This window comes from Roseomonas sp. CECT 9278 (assembly GCF_918698155.1).
Lineage (GTDB): Bacteria > Pseudomonadota > Alphaproteobacteria > Acetobacterales > Acetobacteraceae > Neoroseomonas.
In genome coordinates, this window is sequence record NZ_CAKKLX010000018.1 from 77,017 (window position 1) to 90,864 (window position 13,848).

Consider the following 13,848-nt stretch of genomic DNA (forward strand, 5'->3'; position numbering starts at 1 on the left):
GGGCCAGGGGGCCCGCGGGCCGGGGCCGGACCCCCCGTCTGCCGCACCGCGCCCAGGCGCCTCGGTGGCGGGCTGCGCAGCAGGGGAGGCCGGGACCCGGGCCATGACGACCACGACCATTCGCTGCCGGATCACGACCGACGGCCCGGCCGCGCCGCCGCGGCGCAGGCTGCCCGGGCTCGCGCTGCTGGCCGTGCTGCTGCCGGGCTGCTCGACCATGAGCTCCCTGGTGCCGAGCTTCGGTGGCCCGCCCTCCGTGCCGCTCGGCACGCCGGGCAACGTGACGGGCTTCGTGGGCGGCGCGGCGGCGGAGGAACCCCGCGCAGCGATCGTGGCGCGGGAGATCCTGTCGGCCGGCGGCTCCGCGGTTGATGCCGCGGTGGCGGGCGCCTTCGCGATGACGGTCACGCTGCCGTCGCGCGCCGGGCTCGGCGGCGGCGGCGCCTGCCTGGTCTTCTCGGCCGGGCGGCGCGAGGTCGAGGCGGTGCTGTTCCCCGCCGGTGCGCGCACCGAATTGCCGTCCGGCACCGACCGCCCGGCCGCGGTGCCGATGATGGCGCGCGGGCTGTTCCTGCTGCACACGCGCGGCGGCCGGCTGCGCTTCGACCAGCTGGTCCGCCCGGCCGAGGACCTGGCCCGCTTCGGCACCGAGATCAGCCGCGTCTTTGCCGATGACCTGGCCGCCGTGGCCGCACCGCTGCTGGCCGACCCGAATGCCCGTCGCGTCTTCGGCAGCCCGGGCGGCGGGCCGCTGCGCACGGGCGAACGCATCACGCAGCTCGACCTCGGTGCGACGCTGGCGCAGATGCGTAATGGCGGCGTCGGCGAATTGTACCAGGGGCCGCTGTCGCAGCGCGTGGCGGAAGCGTCGCTGCTGGCCGGCGGCGGGCTGACCGAGGCCGACCTGCGTGCCGGCCGCGCCGATGCCACGCAGCCCGTGCGGGTGGCTGCCGGCAACGACGCGGTGCATTTCCTGCCGGCCTCGGGCGATGCCGGCGCGGGCACGGCCACGGCCTTCCAGGCGGCGCTGGCGGGCCAGCCGGCATCGGCGGGCGGCGCGCCGGTGGGCGCGCAGGCGGGCCTGGTCACGCTGGATCCGCAGGGCAATGCGGTGGCCTGTGCCTTCACCATGAACAACCTGTTCGGCACCGGGCGCGTGCTGCCGGAAATCGGCATCCTGCTGGGCGCGGCGCCGTCGGGCAGCGTTTCGCCGGCGCCGCTGGGCGTGGCGCTGGCGACCAACCGCGAATTGCGTGGCTTCCGCGCCGCCAGCGCGGGGTCGGGCCAGCAGGAGGCGGGTGCGGCGGCCGGCATTGCGATGGCGGCGGCACTGCGGCGCGTGCCGAATGCCGACCTTTTCGCATCGGTGCCGCAGCCTGGGCGCGGGCTGGTGATTTCGTGCCCGGGCTATGCGCCGGGGAGCACAGCGACCTGCACCGGCGCGGCGGACCCGCGCGGCGGCGGCGTGGCGATCGGCAGCTTCGCGCGGTGACGCGCGAGACACGACGGCGCGCGGTGACGCGCGTGGGGACGAAGCGCGCGGTGACGCGCGAGACACGACGGCGCGCGGCGGCGCGCGTGGGGACGGAGCGCGCGGTGACGCGCGAGACACGACGGCGCGGGGTGACGCGCGTGGGGACGAAGCGCGCGGTGACGCGCGGGCGGCCGCGGCGCGCGGTGGCGCGGCGATGAAGATCGGCCGGGCCGCGGACGCGCCACCCTTCCTGGTCATGGACGTGATCGCCGCGGCCAATGCGCGCGCGGCGTCACTGCCGCCGGGCGCGCCCGGCATCATCCGCATGGAGGTCGGCCAGCCCGGCACCGGCGCGCCGCGCGGGGCCGCCGAGGCCGCGATCCGCGCCCTGCAGGCCGGCGCGCCGATGGGCTACACGGAAGCCTTCGGCCTTGCCTCGCTGCGCGCGCGCATCGCGCAGCATTATCGCGACCACTATGGCGTGACGGTGGCGCCGGCGCGGATCGCGGTGACAGTCGGCGCATCGGGGGCCTTTCCGCTCGCCTTCCTCGCGGCCTTCGACCCCGGCGACCGGGTGGCGATGGCGGCGCCCTTCTACCCGCCCTATGCGAATATCCTGACCGCGCTCGGCATGACGCCGGTGCTGCTGCCCTGCGATTCCGCCACGCGCTTCCAGCCCACCATCGCCATGCTGGAGCGCATGGACCCGCGGCCGGACGGGCTGATCGTGGCCAGCCCCTGCAACCCCGCCGGCACCATGCTGGCACCCGACGAACTCGCCGCCATCGCGCGCTGGTGCCATGCGAATGGCGTGCGGCTGGTCAGCGACGAGATCTACCACGGCCTCACCTGGGGCACGGTGGCCGAGAGCACCGCCGCGGCGTTCTCCGACAGCGCGGTGGTGGTGAATTCCTTCTCGAAATACTGGTCCATGACCGGCTGGCGCATCGGCTGGCTGCTGCTGCCCGAGGACCTCGTCCGCCCGGTCGAATGCCTGGCGCAGAACATGTTCATCAGCGCCCCACACATCGCCCAGGTGGCAGCGGAAGCCGCAATGGATTGCGTGGAGGAGCTGGAAGCCAACAAGGCTGCCTATGCGCGCAGCCGCGCCGCCCTGCTGGCGGGCCTGCCCCGCGCGGGCCTGACCAGCATCGCGGCGGCCGACGGCGCCTTCTACTTGTGGTGCGATGTCGGCCACCTGACCAATGACAGCGCGGCCTTCTGCGCGCAGATGCTGGAACATGCCGGCATCGCGGCGACCACCGGGCTCGACTTCGACCGCGACCGCGGCAGCCGGTTCCTGCGGTTTTCGTACTGCGGGACGGAAGCGGCGATGCAGGCGGCGCCGGCGCGCCTGGCGGCCTGGCTGCGGCCATAGCCGCGCTGCGCCGCCCCATGCGGCGCCGGCACGCGCGGCAGGGCCTCGATCGGCATCACCGTCAGCACGTGCGGTGCCAGGCCCACCATGCCCGGCGCGACGGTCGCCAACCGCGCATGATGGCGCGGCGCGTCAGCGGCCGGGCCGCTTGGCGCCCACCCCCCCGGCGCGGTGCAGCCTGCGCTTACGGCGCCGTGGCCCCGCCGCCATTTCGCTGCGGCCCGAAGCATCCGGCCCGATGCGCGTCCAGAAAGGAGGCGTCACGGATGGCTGCGCATGCTCCAGCCCGTTCGCCTCCCGCGCATCCCTGTCCGTCCAGACGGCGCCGGTTGAACGCGTGATGCTCTAGGATGCCGCCATGTCCGACCCGACCGCCCCCGGCCCCCTCGCCGCCACCGCCGCGCTCATGGCCGACCCGGCCCGCGCGCGCATGCTCGCCGCGCTGATGGGCGGCCAGGCGCTGACCGCGGGCGAGCTCGCGCGCATCGGTGGCGTCACCGCGGCGACGGCGAGCGGCCATCTCGCGCGGCTGGCGGATGGCGCGCTGCTGGTGGTCCATGCGCAAGGGCGCCACCGCTACTACCGCCTGGCCTCGGAGGAAGTGGCGGCGGCGATCGAGGCGCTCGGCGGCCTTGCCGCACGCCTCGCCCCGCCTCGCCCCTGGAAGCATGGCGAGGCGGCGCGCGGCGCCAGGCTGTGCTGGAACCACCTGGCCGGGCGGCTCGGCGTGACGGTGCACCAGCGCCTGACCGGCCAGGGCTGGCTGACGCCGGCCGCCGGCGGCTGGGATGCCTCGATCGAGGGGCGCCGGCGCCTCGCGGCGACCGGGATCGACCTCGATCGCGCGGCGAGCGCACGGCACTTCGCCTGCGACTGCATGGACTGGAGCGAACGCCGCCCGCACCTGGCTGGTGGGTTGGGGCGGGAGATGGCAAGCGCCTGGATGACGCGCGGCTGGCTGCGCCGCGCGGCGGCCGAGGGCGATGGCGACATCCTCGCACGCCGGCGCCTGTCGTTGACGCCCGAGGGCGCGCGCGGGCTGCACGAGAGCCTGGGGATCGACGCCGCGTGAAGGCCGCCGCCGCGGCGATGATGGCGGCGGTTGCCGCGATGACCGGCCTGTCGCAATTCCATCGCGCGGCGCTGGGCGTGGTGGCGCCGGATCTCTCGGTCGATCTCGCTTTGTCGCCCACGGTGCTGGGCGCGGCGAACGGGATGTTCTTCGCCGCGCTCCTGGTCGCGCAGGTGCCGGTCGGCATCGCGCTGGACCGCGCGGGCCCGCGGCGAACGGTCGGCGCGCTGACCGGGATCGCAGTGCTGGGCGCGCTGTTCCAGGCCTTCGCGACGGATGGCACGACGCTGCTGGCGGCGCGCTTCCTGATCGGGCTGGGCAGCGCGGCATCCTTCATGGCGGCGGTGGTGCTGTGCGCGCGCTGGTACTCCGGGGCGGCGATGACGCTGGCGCTGTCGCGGGTGTTCGCGCTCTCACAGCTCGGCATCCTGCTGGCCGGGGCGCCGCTGGCGGCGGCGGCGGGGCTGCTGGGCTGGCGCGGGGCGCTCGGGGCCTCGGCGCTGCTGACCGCCGGCTGCGGGCTGGTGTGGTGGCGCCTGGTGCGCGACGACCCGCCTGACCGCCCTGCCCCGCCGCGCAAGGCCGAGACGCTGCGCGAGGCGCTGGTCGGCCAGGTCTCGATCTGGGCGCTGCCCGGGCTCCCGCGCGTGCTGTCGATGCACCTGGTCGCCTATGCCGCGGCGGCGACGGTGCTGGGGCTCTGGGCGGGGCCCTACCTGTCCGACGTGCACGGGCTGGATGCCGCCGGGCGCGGCTGGGTGCTGGCGGCGATGGGGGTGGCGATGCCGGCCGGGCTGCTGGTGGTCGGGCCGCTCGAACGGCGCTTCGGGCCGCGGCGGCGGGTCGTGACGGCGGGCGCGCTGCTGTCGGCGGCGAGCCTCGGCGCGCTGGCGGGGTGGCCGGGCGCGCCGCTGTCCGCCGCGGTGGGTCTGCTGGTGCTGCTGGTGCTGTTCTCGGCCTATCCGGTGCTGGTGGTGGCGGAGGCGCGCACGCTGTTCCCCGACGCTTCGGTCGGGCGCGGCGCGACCACGGTGAACCTGGCGCAGGTGCTGGGGTCGGCGCTGCTGCCGATGCTGGTGGGGGCGGTGGTGGGGCTGTTCCCGGAGATCGGCGGGGCGCGGCCGGAAGCGGCCTATCGGGCGGGCTTCGCGGTGCTGGGGGTGGCGTTGGTTGGCGGGGTGGCGGGGTGGGTGTGGCTGCCGCGCGGGGCGGCGCGCTGAAAGGTCAGGCGGCCTTCGCGCGAGCGATCGCATCCGCCGCCGCGCGCACCACGCGCCCGACGATGCCGCCGGTCGGCGGGATGGCGTGGATCGGTGCCGCCGCCGCGCCGATTCGCACGCCGGCCATGTCGAGATCGCCGTGCGCGCGGGCGGCTGGAGGTGCCGGCCGCACCATGCGCGGATGGACGGCGAAAGCGCCGTGCGCGCGGGCGGCCGTGTCGGCCGCGACCTGGTCCGTCCTCTGGCGCATCTCCGCCACGCGCGCCCGCCAGCCTTCGCTCAGGCGGCGGCGAACGGCCATGGTCGCGATTGCCCCGGCACGGAAAACGCGCGCGCCTCAGGGCAGCAGCGCGGCCGCTTCCGCCCACAGCCGCGTGGCCAGCGCGGCGGCGGGCTCGGCGGCGGCGAGCGTCGCCGACTGGCCGGCCCACATCTGCATGCCGTCCGGGTCGCCCGCGGCCTCGGCCGCCGCGCGCACCGGCGCGAACAGCGCGCGCTGCACCGGATAGGGCGCGGGCTCCGGCGCCGGCCCGCGCGTCACGGCCGTCGCGACGCCGCGGCCCAGCCGCCCGCTGAACAGCCGCGTCAGCACCGTCCCCTCCGGTTCGGCGCCGGCGATCGCCGCCGACCAGGCGGGGTGGATCGCGGCCTCGGGGCAGCGCAGGAAGCCGGTGCCGATCTGCACCGCGCTCGCCCCCAGCGTCAGCGCGGCGGCGATGCCGCGCGCATCGGCGATGCCGCCGGCGGCGATCACCGGCACATCGAGCGCATCGGCCAGGCGCGGGATCAGCGCCAGCCCACCCGTCAATTGCGCATCCGCCGCCGCCGCGTCGAAGGCGCCGCGATGGCCGCCGGCCTCCGCACCCTGGGCGACCACCGCATCGGCGCCCGCCGCCACCGCGGCGCGTGCCTCCGCGAGGGTGGTCGCGACGGCGAACCAGGCGATGCCGCGAGCCTTGGCCTCGGCCACCACGCCGTCGGGAAAGATGCCCATGATGGACGAGATCGCCGCCGGCCCGGCCTCGATCATGGCGCGGCATTGCGCGGCGAAATCGGGCAGGAAGGGACCCTCGGGGATGGCCGGGCGCGGCCCGTGGGTCGCGAGGTAGTCGGCCATCGCCGCCTCCCGCGCCGCGTCGCGCCGCGGTGGCGGGTCGGGGATCCAGAGGTTCATCTGGAAGGCGCCGTTGGAGCCCGAGCGGAAGGCGTGCGCCCAGGCCGTGATGGCCTCGGGCGTCGCGGTGAGCGCGCCGAAGGCGCCCATCCCCCCGGCATTCGCGATCGCCGCCGAGAGCCCCGGGGCGGCGACACCGGCCATGGGCGCGAGCAGCACCGGCAGGCGCAGGCCGAAGCGCGCGCAGAAGGCCGTCGCGCGCGCCACCTGGGGTCCTGCCATGCGTTCGTCCTCCGCCTTCGCCAGCGAGACTACCGCGCTTCGTCCGGCGGCAATCATGCCTGGAACCGATGGCTGCCATCGCCGTGGGCGATGACTTGGTGCCGCCACGGGCTGGTGCGCGCGCTGCCAGCCAGGCAGCCGCGGTTGTGGCGGCCGAACAGCGCGACGCCGCGTTCGGCTGCCAGCGCGCGGATGCGTGCGGTGCCGTTGGACGGCACCGTGTCGAGCACGGCCGCCGCCCGGCCCATGCCGCCGCGCCGTGCCACCGCGTCGCGGACGCGCAGGTCTGGGGTGTCCGTGGCCGCCATGCTAGAGCACGCCGCGTTCGCTCGCGCTCACTTCGCAGGCTCTAGCCTTTTGTTTTCAGAGCATCCTCACGCGTTCAGAAAATTCCATCCGAACGCGATCTGCTCTAGTGCCGGGCCATGGGCGTGCGCAGACCCGATTTCAGCCTGGAGACGAACGCCGGCCGCGTCGCCGGTGTCGATGAGGCCGGGCGCGGGCCGCTGGCCGGCCCGGTCATGGCGGCCGCGGTGGTGTTCATCGGCCCGCCGCCGGCGGCGCTGGCCGCGCTGCTGGATGATTCGAAGAAGCTCAAGGCCGCCCAACGCGAGGTGGCCTGCGCGGCGCTGCAGGACGCGGCGCGCGCCGGCGCGCTGGAATTCGGCATCGGCGCGGCCTCGGCGGCGGAGATCGGCGCGCTGAACATCCTGCGCGCCACGCACCTGGCGATGGCGCGTGCCGTGGCGCGGCTGCCGGTGCCGCCCGACCTGGCGCTGGTCGATGGCAACCAGCCGCCGCGCCTGGCCTGCCCGGTGCGCTGCATCGTCGGTGGCGATGCGCTGTGGCTGTCGATCGCCGCCGCGTCGATCCTGGCGAAGGTGGTCCGGGACCGGGCGATGGCGCGGCTCGACCCGCGCTGGCCGGGCTATGGCTTCGCGCGCCATGCGGGCTATCCGACGGCGGCGCACCGGGATGCGCTGGCGCGGCTGGGCCCCTGCCCGCATCACCGGCGCGGCTTCGGGCCGGTCGACCAGGCGGCGTTGCGGTGGGGCGCCGCGCCCTGAGGGCGCGCGCCCGCTCCACCATCAAGCCGGGCTGACAGGCCGGCTTGGGTGCTGGGCGATGCAAAGGCTTCGGGGAACGGCGCACCTGTAGCGCAACGCCCTGACCTGCGCGTCGAACACTGCCCGGCGACTTTCCGGGTGATCCGACAGGCCAGCACGCTCGCGGCGACGCGGATAGGCTGCGCCCAATGCGGCGACATGGTCCACGACCATGGACCCGGGCGGCCGCCAGAAGCCGCGGCGATGCGGCCGCCCTGCGGCCCGGCCGCCGGCCGGAACAGCAGCATCCGCGCACGGGCGGATCAAGGCCCTGCCGCGATCCGGGAGCGCACGGCGCGACCGCGCCCAGCCCACCAGCCGCCGCCAGCGCGCCAGTGCACGGCGCGCAAGCCAAGCGCGCGGATGCGCCCGCCGGCGCCTGAGGCAGAACAAAGCAAAGATTGACCTGCCGAGTCGCACAAGCGATTCTGCGGCCTTCGCGGGGGATGGGGTTTCACGCTTGGGCACGCAGATCGATCTGCCGCTCGACCAGGTTCTGGTCGGGGACTGCATCGCATGGCTGCGCCACCTGCCGCCGGCCAGCGTGCACGCCATCTTCGCCGACCCGCCCTACAACCTGCAGCTCAAGGGCACGCTGCGGCGGCCCGATGATTCGCTGGTCGATGGCGTGGACGACGAATGGGACCGCTTCGCCGACCTTGGCGCCTATGATGCCTTCACGCGTGAATGGCTGGCCGAATGCCGGCGCGTGCTGCGGCGCGACGGCACCATCTGGGTGATGGGCGCCTACCACAACGTGTTCCGGCTCGGCACGACGCTGCAGGACCAGGGCTATTGGATCCTCAACGACGTGATCTGGCGGAAGTCGAACCCGATGCCGAACTTCCGCGGCCGCCGCTTCACCAACGCGCATGAGACGCTGGTGTGGGCGGCGCGCGGGCCGGAATCCCGCTACCGCTTCAACTACGCGGCGATGAAGGCGCTCAACGACGACCTGCAGATGCGCAGCGACTGGCTGATCCCGCTGTGCACCGGCGGCGAACGCCTGCGCGACGATGCGGGGGCGAAGCTGCACCCGACCCAGAAGCCGGAGGCGCTGCTGCATCGCGTCATCCTCGCCTGCACCGCGCCGGGGGAGGTCGTGCTGGATCCCTTCCTCGGCTCGGGCACCACGGCGGCGGTGGCCAAGCGGCTGGGCCGCCGCTTCATCGGGATCGAGCGCGAGCAGGCCTATGCCGACGCCGCGCTGGCGCGCATCGCCGCGACCGAGCCCGCGCCGGAGGACGCCGCCGCCGCCCTGCCGTCGAAGAAGGAACAGCCGCGCATCCCCTTCGGCACCCTGGTCGAACGCGGCCTGGTGCCCGCCGGGGCGCGCCTGTTCGACCGCCAGAAGCGCTGGGAGGCGACGGTCGGCGCCGACGGCACGCTGCGCTGCGGCCTGGCCACCGGGTCGATCCACAAGGTGGGCGCGGCGGTGCAGGAAGCGCCATCCTGCAATGGCTGGACCTTCTGGCACCTGGAGCAGCGCGATGGCCGGCTGCGCGTGATCGACGAATTGCGCGAGGAAGTGCTGCGGCAGATGTAGCGCGCGGGGCGGCCGCCGGTCACCGCGCCGGCGCCCGCCATCCGGTGTCAGGCGCATCCTTGGCCGACCGGATGCGTTCCTCTCATCGCGATCTGCTCTAGGCTGCCGCCGCGACAGCAGGCAGGAGACCGCGCCATGAGCGACACGCCGACCGGGGGAGACGCGCCGCCGCCGCGCATGGCGCAGCCGAGCGCGCGGGAGCTGGAGCTGCACCGCGAGCTCGACGACACCCCCGCCCCGCCGCCGCCGCCCGCCGCCGCCGCACCGCCGCCGGGGCGCTCCTGGGGGCGGGTCATCCTGTCGGAGGCGCCGTTCCTGGCGATGCTGGTGGCGGGCTTCGCCGGCGTGGCCTGGGTGGGCGGGGCCGAGCAGCCCAACCTGGTCTATTGGTATGTGCTGACGCCGATCTTCGGCCTGCTGTGCATCGCGGCCGGCTGGGGCCACGCCGGCGCGCAGGGCGGCAAGGCCCGGCTGGTCTGGACCCAGGCGCTGCATTGGGCGGCCTTCCTGGTGGCGATGATGCTGCTGTTCGCGCCGTCGGTCCGCGGCGTGGTGAACGACAACGCGACCGAGATCGGCCTGCTGCTGCTGCTGGGCCTGGGCACCTTCGTGGCCGGCGTGCATGCGGGGTCGTGGCGGATCATGGCGGTGGGCAGTGTGCTCGGGCTGTCGGTGCCGGCGGTGGCGGTGGCGCAGCAATCGGCCATGATGATCGCGGGCATCGGGCTGCTGGTGGTGCTGGTGGCGGTGGCCTTCGTGATGGTGTCGGCGCGCGGCCAGCGTTGAACGGCCGCGCGGTCGGCCACGGCGCAGGGCGGCGGGCTATGCCTGCGCGAGGTCCAGCAGGCGCCGCATGACGGAGGGCACGCCCTGGCGCGCGGCGGGCGCATCGAGCCATTCGCCCGCCGGCGGCGCGCCCGCGGCGGGAAGCGTGGCGGTGAACAGCACCATCTCCAGTTCGAAATGGGTGAAGCCATGCCGCGCCAGGCCGGGCAGACGCCGCCAGGGCGCCGCGGCCGGGGCGTGAAGCAGCGCGTCCGGCGTGTCCCACGGCATGTCACGCCACGGCGTGCCCGGCACTTCCAGCATCCCGCCGAGCAACCCTTCCGCCGGGCGGCGGCGCAGCAGCACGCGCCCGGCGGCATCGCGCAGCAGGAAATGCGCGCCGTGGCGCAGCGGCCGGGCCCGCTTGGGCGCCTTGCGCGGCAGCGTGGGCGCGATCCCGGCGCCATGCGCGGCGCAGCCCGCCTGCCACGGGCATAGCGCGCAGGCCGGGTTGCGCGGTGTGCAGATGGTCGCGCCGAGGTCGAACAACGCCTGCAGGAAATCCCCCGGCCGGGCGCGGGCCGCGGGGTCCTCCATGAAGCCGGCGGCCAGCGCGGTCAGGCGCGGCTTGGCGGCGGGCAGCGGATCCTCGATGGCGTGCAGGCGCGCGACCACCCGTTCCACATTGCCATCGACCGCCACCACCGGCGCGTCGAAGGCAATCGCCGCGACCGCCGCGGCCGTATAGGGGCCGATGCCCGGCAGCGCCGCCAGACCCGCGCTGCTGCACGGGAAACCCCCGGCCGCCGCAACGGCCTTCGCGCAAGCGTGCAGGTTGCGCGCCCGGGCGTAGTAGCCAAGGCCCGCCCATTCCTCCGCGACCGCCGCCCAGTCCGCGGCGGCCAGCGCGCCCACCGTCGGGAAGCGCGCCAGGAACCGGGCATAGCGCGGCCCGACCGCCGCCACCGTGGTCTGCTGGAGCATGACTTCCGACAGCCAGACGCGGTAGGGATCGCGCGGTTCGGTCGGGCCGGCGCGCCAGGGCAGGATGCGCCGGTGCCGGTCGTACCAGGCGAGCAGGTCGGCGGCGGAGGGGCGGGGCGATGGCACGGGACGAGGAGCAGCGCAGGTTCCTGGGCGGGCCGAGGCCGCTCGGCGCCCTGGTGCCCGCCCTCACACGCCCGGCCTTCAAGCGCAAGTCTCCCGCGGGGGCGCAGATCATGGCGGATTGGCCGGCGCTGGTGGGCCCGGCGCTGGCGGCGGTGTCGCAGCCGCTGCGGCTGTCCTCCGGCACGCTGACCCTCGCCTGTTCCGGGCCCGTCGCGATGGAAATGCAGCACCTGGCGCCGCAATTGGCGCAGCGCATCAATGCGGCGCTGGGGCGCGTGGCGGTGGAACGCTTCCGATTCGTGCAGCGCGCGCCGGGCGGCGCGGCACCGCGCCCGCCCCCCCGCGCGCCCGCCGCGGCCCTGCCGGAGCGGGTCGAATCGGCGCTGGCCGGCATCGAATCCCCGGCATTGCGCGATGCGCTGGCAAGATTGGCCCGCGGCGTCTATCGGAACAGGGGATAGCCGCGCCCGAGTCCCTCCCCCCTTTCCGCGGCGCGCCCCCATATGCGTCCCGGCCGCGGCCTTCCGGCGGCCGGCCCTGAAGGAGACCGCGGATCCATGTTCGACCGTCGTACCATTCTCGCCACGGGCGGCCTGCTGGTTGCCGGGCGGGCCATCGCCCAGACCGCGGCTCCGGCGGCGCCGTCCACCGCGCCCATCCCGGCCCCGGCGGCTGACCCGCGCCTGAGCGAACGGTCGATCGGCCGCGCCGATGCGCCGATGGTGGTGCAGGAGTTCTTCTCCCTCACCTGTTCGCATTGCGGCGCCTTCCACCGCGACACCTACCCGCGCGTGAAGGCCGAGCTGATCGACACCGGCCGGATCCGCCTGGTGTGGCGCGACTTCCCGCTCGACCAGGTCGCGCTTGGCGCGGCGGTGGTGGCGCGGTCCTTCCCGGCCGAGCGCTACGAGGCCTTCCTGACCGCGCTGTTCGCCACGCAGGACCGCTGGGCCTATGCCCGCGGCGTCGACCACAAGGCCGAGATCGCCAAGATCGCCGCCGTGGCCGGCATGTCGGGCGCCGCCTTCGAGGCCGCCTGGACCGATGTGGACCTCGCCCGCGCCATCCTGGTGCAGCGCCAGCAGGGCGAGCAGGAATACCGCGTCCAGGCCACGCCCACATTCGTGTTCAACCGCCGCACCGTGGGCGGGAACATCCCCTTCGACCGCTTCCAGCGCGAGGCCGCGACCCCGTGATGGATGACGGCGCCGCGGCACCGGCAACGCCCGAGGAGGAGGATGCGCCGCGCAGCGACGCGCAGCGCATCGCCTCCGTGCGGGCCACGCTGGCGCGCATCCGCATCGCCGGCTTCAAGTCCTTCGCCGAGCCCACCGTGGTCGAGGTCCGCCCGGGCCTGACCGGCATCGTGGGTCCGAATGGCTGCGGCAAGTCGAACGTGGTGGAGGCGCTGCGCTGGGCGATGGGCGAGACCTCGGCCCGCGCGATGCGCGGCGGGGAGATGGACGATGTCATCTTCGCCGGCACCGCGACGCGTGCGGGGCGCAACCTGGCCGAGGTGATGCTCAGCCTGGAGGACGCGGAAGGCCTGGCGCCGCCGCCCAACCACGAGCAGCCGGAGCTCGAGATCATCCGCCGCATCAACCGCGGCGAAGGGTCGAACTTCCGGGTGAACGGCAAGGAGGTCCGCGCGCGCGACGTGCAGACCATGTTCGCCGATATCGGATCGGGCGCGCGCGCCTCGGCCATGGTCAGCCAGGGGCGGGTCTCGACGCTGATCCAGGCCAAGCCGGAGGATCGGCGCCAGGTGCTGGAGGAAGCCGCCGGCATCGCCGGGCTGCGCGCCCGCAAGCACGAGGCGGAGCTGAAGCTGCGCCAGGCCGAGACGAATCTCGGCCGCGCGGAGGATTTGCTGGGGCAGTTGGACACCCAGCGCCAGGGGCTGCAGCGCCAGGCGCGGCAGGCCAACCGCTACCGCAACCTGTCGGGCCTGGTGCGCCAGGCGGAAGGCGAATGGCTGGCGATCCTGGCGGCGCGCGCCGATGCGGCGTCCCGCCTGGCCGGCGACCAGCTGGCGGCCGCGCGCGCCGCCGTACGCGCCGCGGAGTCCGACGCCGAAGCCGCCGCGATCGCCGCCTTCGAGGCCGAGCAGGCGATCCCCGCGCCACGCGCCACCGAGGCCACGACCCGCACCGCCCTGGAACGCCGCCGGGTCGAGACCGAGGGGCTGGAAGCCGAGGAACGCCGCGCCCGCGACGCGCTGGACGCCGCCGAGTCGCGCCTCGCTCAGCTCAAGCGCGACCTGGCCCATGCCGAGGGTGTGCTGCGCGATGCCGACACCGCCCGCGAACGCCTGACGGCCGAGGCCGAGGCGCTGCGCGCGGTCGAAACCTCCCTGCCCGGCCGCCGCGACGCCGCACAGGCGGCGCTGGCCGCCGCGACGCAGGCCGCGCAGGCCGCCGAGGCCGCCGCCGAGGCCGCCACCATCGAGGCCGCCGAGGCCGCCGCCCGCGTGCAATCCGCCGCCGAGGCCCGCAATGCCGCCCAGGCGCGCCACGCCCCAGCAGCCCCTGGTCGCCATAGGGCAGGCCCAGCGCCCGGCAGCGCCAGGTGACGGCGCGTTCCAGCCGGCGGGCCTGGGGCGAAGGGTCATCCAGCGCGAGGCGGAAATGCGCGGCGCGGCCGGCATTGGCCGGGTCGGCCATGAAGGTCGCGGCGACGTCCCGCCATCCCGGGCCGGGGGGCGTATCGGCGTGGATCACCAGCAGCCAGGGGGTCGTGGCGGCCTGCGTGCCGACGGCAAGCTGGCTGCCGCGGCCGCGC

At 75.4% G+C, this 13,848-nt stretch carries 14 protein-coding genes; 10 read left to right on the forward strand and 4 right to left on the reverse strand.

Annotated features, from left to right (window positions below):
- The first annotated feature begins 103 nt into the window (after nucleotides 1-103).
- The 4 genes from LQ222_RS13610 (at nucleotide 104) to LQ222_RS13625 (ending at nucleotide 5,144) form a co-directional block, all read left to right on the forward strand.
- Complete coding sequence (locus LQ222_RS13610; protein ID WP_230167134.1) at nucleotides 104-1,492, forward strand: gamma-glutamyltransferase; 1,389 nt, start codon at nucleotides 104-106, stop codon at nucleotides 1,490-1,492.
- Nucleotides 1,493-1,688: 196 nt separating this feature from the next.
- Nucleotides 1,689-2,852 carry a pyridoxal phosphate-dependent aminotransferase gene (locus LQ222_RS13615; protein ID WP_230167136.1) on the forward strand — a complete coding sequence of 388 codons (1,164 nt, stop codon included), beginning with the start codon at nucleotides 1,689-1,691 and terminating at the stop codon, nucleotides 2,850-2,852.
- Nucleotides 2,853-3,210: 358 nt separating this feature from the next.
- The gene (locus LQ222_RS13620) at nucleotides 3,211-3,924 is read left to right on the forward strand and encodes a helix-turn-helix transcriptional regulator (RefSeq protein ID WP_230167138.1); all 714 of its coding nucleotides are present in this window, start codon (nucleotides 3,211-3,213) and stop codon (nucleotides 3,922-3,924) included.
- Nucleotides 3,921-5,144 (forward strand): MFS transporter, encoded by a 1,224-nt coding sequence (locus LQ222_RS13625; protein ID WP_230167139.1) that lies wholly within the window; start codon nucleotides 3,921-3,923, stop codon nucleotides 5,142-5,144. Before LQ222_RS13620 ends, LQ222_RS13625 begins: the two co-directional genes overlap by 4 nt.
- 4 nt (nucleotides 5,145-5,148) lie before the next feature.
- On the opposite strand, the gene LQ222_RS13630 is transcribed toward LQ222_RS13625, so the two are convergent.
- The 3 genes from LQ222_RS13630 to LQ222_RS13640 are packed head-to-tail and all read right to left on the reverse strand — an operon-like array spanning nucleotide 5,149 to nucleotide 6,848.
- Nucleotides 5,149-5,445, reverse strand: coding sequence for a hypothetical protein (locus tag LQ222_RS13630; protein WP_230167141.1), 297 nt, complete (start codon nucleotides 5,443-5,445; stop codon nucleotides 5,149-5,151).
- A 36-nt stretch (nucleotides 5,446-5,481) separates the two neighbouring features.
- Entirely contained in the window at nucleotides 5,482-6,540 is a 1,059-nt protein-coding gene (locus LQ222_RS13635) for a nitronate monooxygenase family protein (protein WP_230167143.1), read from the reverse strand.
- A gap of 53 nt (nucleotides 6,541-6,593) precedes the next feature.
- The gene (locus tag LQ222_RS13640; RefSeq protein ID WP_230167145.1) at nucleotides 6,594-6,848 is read right to left on the reverse strand and encodes a LysR family transcriptional regulator; all 255 of its coding nucleotides are present in this window, start codon (nucleotides 6,846-6,848) and stop codon (nucleotides 6,594-6,596) included.
- 123 nt (nucleotides 6,849-6,971) lie between these two features.
- Here LQ222_RS13640 and LQ222_RS13645 point away from each other — a divergent pair, with 123 nt between their 5' ends.
- The 3 genes from LQ222_RS13645 (at nucleotide 6,972) to LQ222_RS13655 (ending at nucleotide 9,978) form a co-directional block, all read left to right on the forward strand.
- Nucleotides 6,972-7,607: a ribonuclease HII gene (locus tag LQ222_RS13645; protein ID WP_230167147.1), complete on the forward strand. Its 636-nt coding sequence runs from the start codon at nucleotides 6,972-6,974 to the stop codon at nucleotides 7,605-7,607.
- 499 nt (nucleotides 7,608-8,106) lie between these two features.
- Nucleotides 8,107-9,192 carry a site-specific DNA-methyltransferase gene (locus tag LQ222_RS13650; RefSeq protein ID WP_230167149.1) on the forward strand — a complete coding sequence of 362 codons (1,086 nt, stop codon included), beginning with the start codon at nucleotides 8,107-8,109 and terminating at the stop codon, nucleotides 9,190-9,192.
- A 135-nt stretch (nucleotides 9,193-9,327) separates the two neighbouring features.
- The gene (locus tag LQ222_RS13655) at nucleotides 9,328-9,978 is read left to right on the forward strand and encodes a hypothetical protein (RefSeq protein ID WP_230167151.1); all 651 of its coding nucleotides are present in this window, start codon (nucleotides 9,328-9,330) and stop codon (nucleotides 9,976-9,978) included.
- Between the two features lie 36 nt (nucleotides 9,979-10,014).
- Here the strand turns inward: LQ222_RS13655 and LQ222_RS13660 are convergent, their stop codons facing one another.
- Nucleotides 10,015-11,067, reverse strand: a complete 1,053-nt coding sequence (locus LQ222_RS13660) for an A/G-specific adenine glycosylase (protein ID WP_230167153.1) — start codon at nucleotides 11,065-11,067, stop codon at nucleotides 10,015-10,017.
- On the opposite strand from LQ222_RS13660, the gene LQ222_RS13665 reads away from it, so the two are divergent.
- The 3 genes from LQ222_RS13665 to LQ222_RS13675 all read left to right on the forward strand — a co-directional run bounded on the left by LQ222_RS13665 (nucleotide 11,061) and on the right by LQ222_RS13675 (nucleotide 13,639).
- The gene (locus LQ222_RS13665) at nucleotides 11,061-11,528 is read left to right on the forward strand and encodes a DUF721 domain-containing protein (protein ID WP_230167155.1); all 468 of its coding nucleotides are present in this window, start codon (nucleotides 11,061-11,063) and stop codon (nucleotides 11,526-11,528) included. The two genes, LQ222_RS13660 and LQ222_RS13665, sit on opposite strands and share 7 nt — an antisense overlap.
- A 96-nt stretch (nucleotides 11,529-11,624) precedes the next feature.
- Entirely contained in the window at nucleotides 11,625-12,263 is a 639-nt protein-coding gene (locus LQ222_RS13670) for a thioredoxin domain-containing protein (protein WP_230167157.1), read from the forward strand.
- Nucleotides 12,263-13,639: an AAA family ATPase gene (locus LQ222_RS13675; RefSeq protein ID WP_230167159.1), complete on the forward strand. Its 1,377-nt coding sequence runs from the start codon at nucleotides 12,263-12,265 to the stop codon at nucleotides 13,637-13,639. Before LQ222_RS13670 ends, LQ222_RS13675 begins: the two co-directional genes overlap by 1 nt.
- The last annotated feature ends 209 nt before the right edge of the window (nucleotides 13,640-13,848 follow it).

Coding starts and splice junctions, on each gene's coding strand:
- LQ222_RS13610 (WP_230167134.1), top strand. CDS start 104: ATGACGACCACGACCATTCGCTGCCGGATCACGACCGACGGCCCGGCC.
- LQ222_RS13615 (WP_230167136.1), top strand. CDS start 1,689: ATGAAGATCGGCCGGGCCGCGGACGCGCCACCCTTCCTGGTCATGGAC.
- LQ222_RS13620 (WP_230167138.1), top strand. CDS start 3,211: ATGTCCGACCCGACCGCCCCCGGCCCCCTCGCCGCCACCGCCGCGCTC.
- LQ222_RS13630 (WP_230167141.1), bottom strand. CDS start 5,445: ATGGCCGTTCGCCGCCGCCTGAGCGAAGGCTGGCGGGCGCGCGTGGCG.
- LQ222_RS13635 (WP_230167143.1), bottom strand. CDS start 6,540: ATGGCAGGACCCCAGGTGGCGCGCGCGACGGCCTTCTGCGCGCGCTTC.
- LQ222_RS13640 (WP_230167145.1), bottom strand. CDS start 6,848: ATGGCGGCCACGGACACCCCAGACCTGCGCGTCCGCGACGCGGTGGCA.
- LQ222_RS13655 (WP_230167151.1), top strand. CDS start 9,328: ATGAGCGACACGCCGACCGGGGGAGACGCGCCGCCGCCGCGCATGGCG.
- LQ222_RS13665 (WP_230167155.1), top strand. CDS start 11,061: ATGGCACGGGACGAGGAGCAGCGCAGGTTCCTGGGCGGGCCGAGGCCG.
- LQ222_RS13670 (WP_230167157.1), top strand. CDS start 11,625: ATGTTCGACCGTCGTACCATTCTCGCCACGGGCGGCCTGCTGGTTGCC.
- LQ222_RS13675 (WP_230167159.1), top strand. CDS start 12,263: ATGGATGACGGCGCCGCGGCACCGGCAACGCCCGAGGAGGAGGATGCG.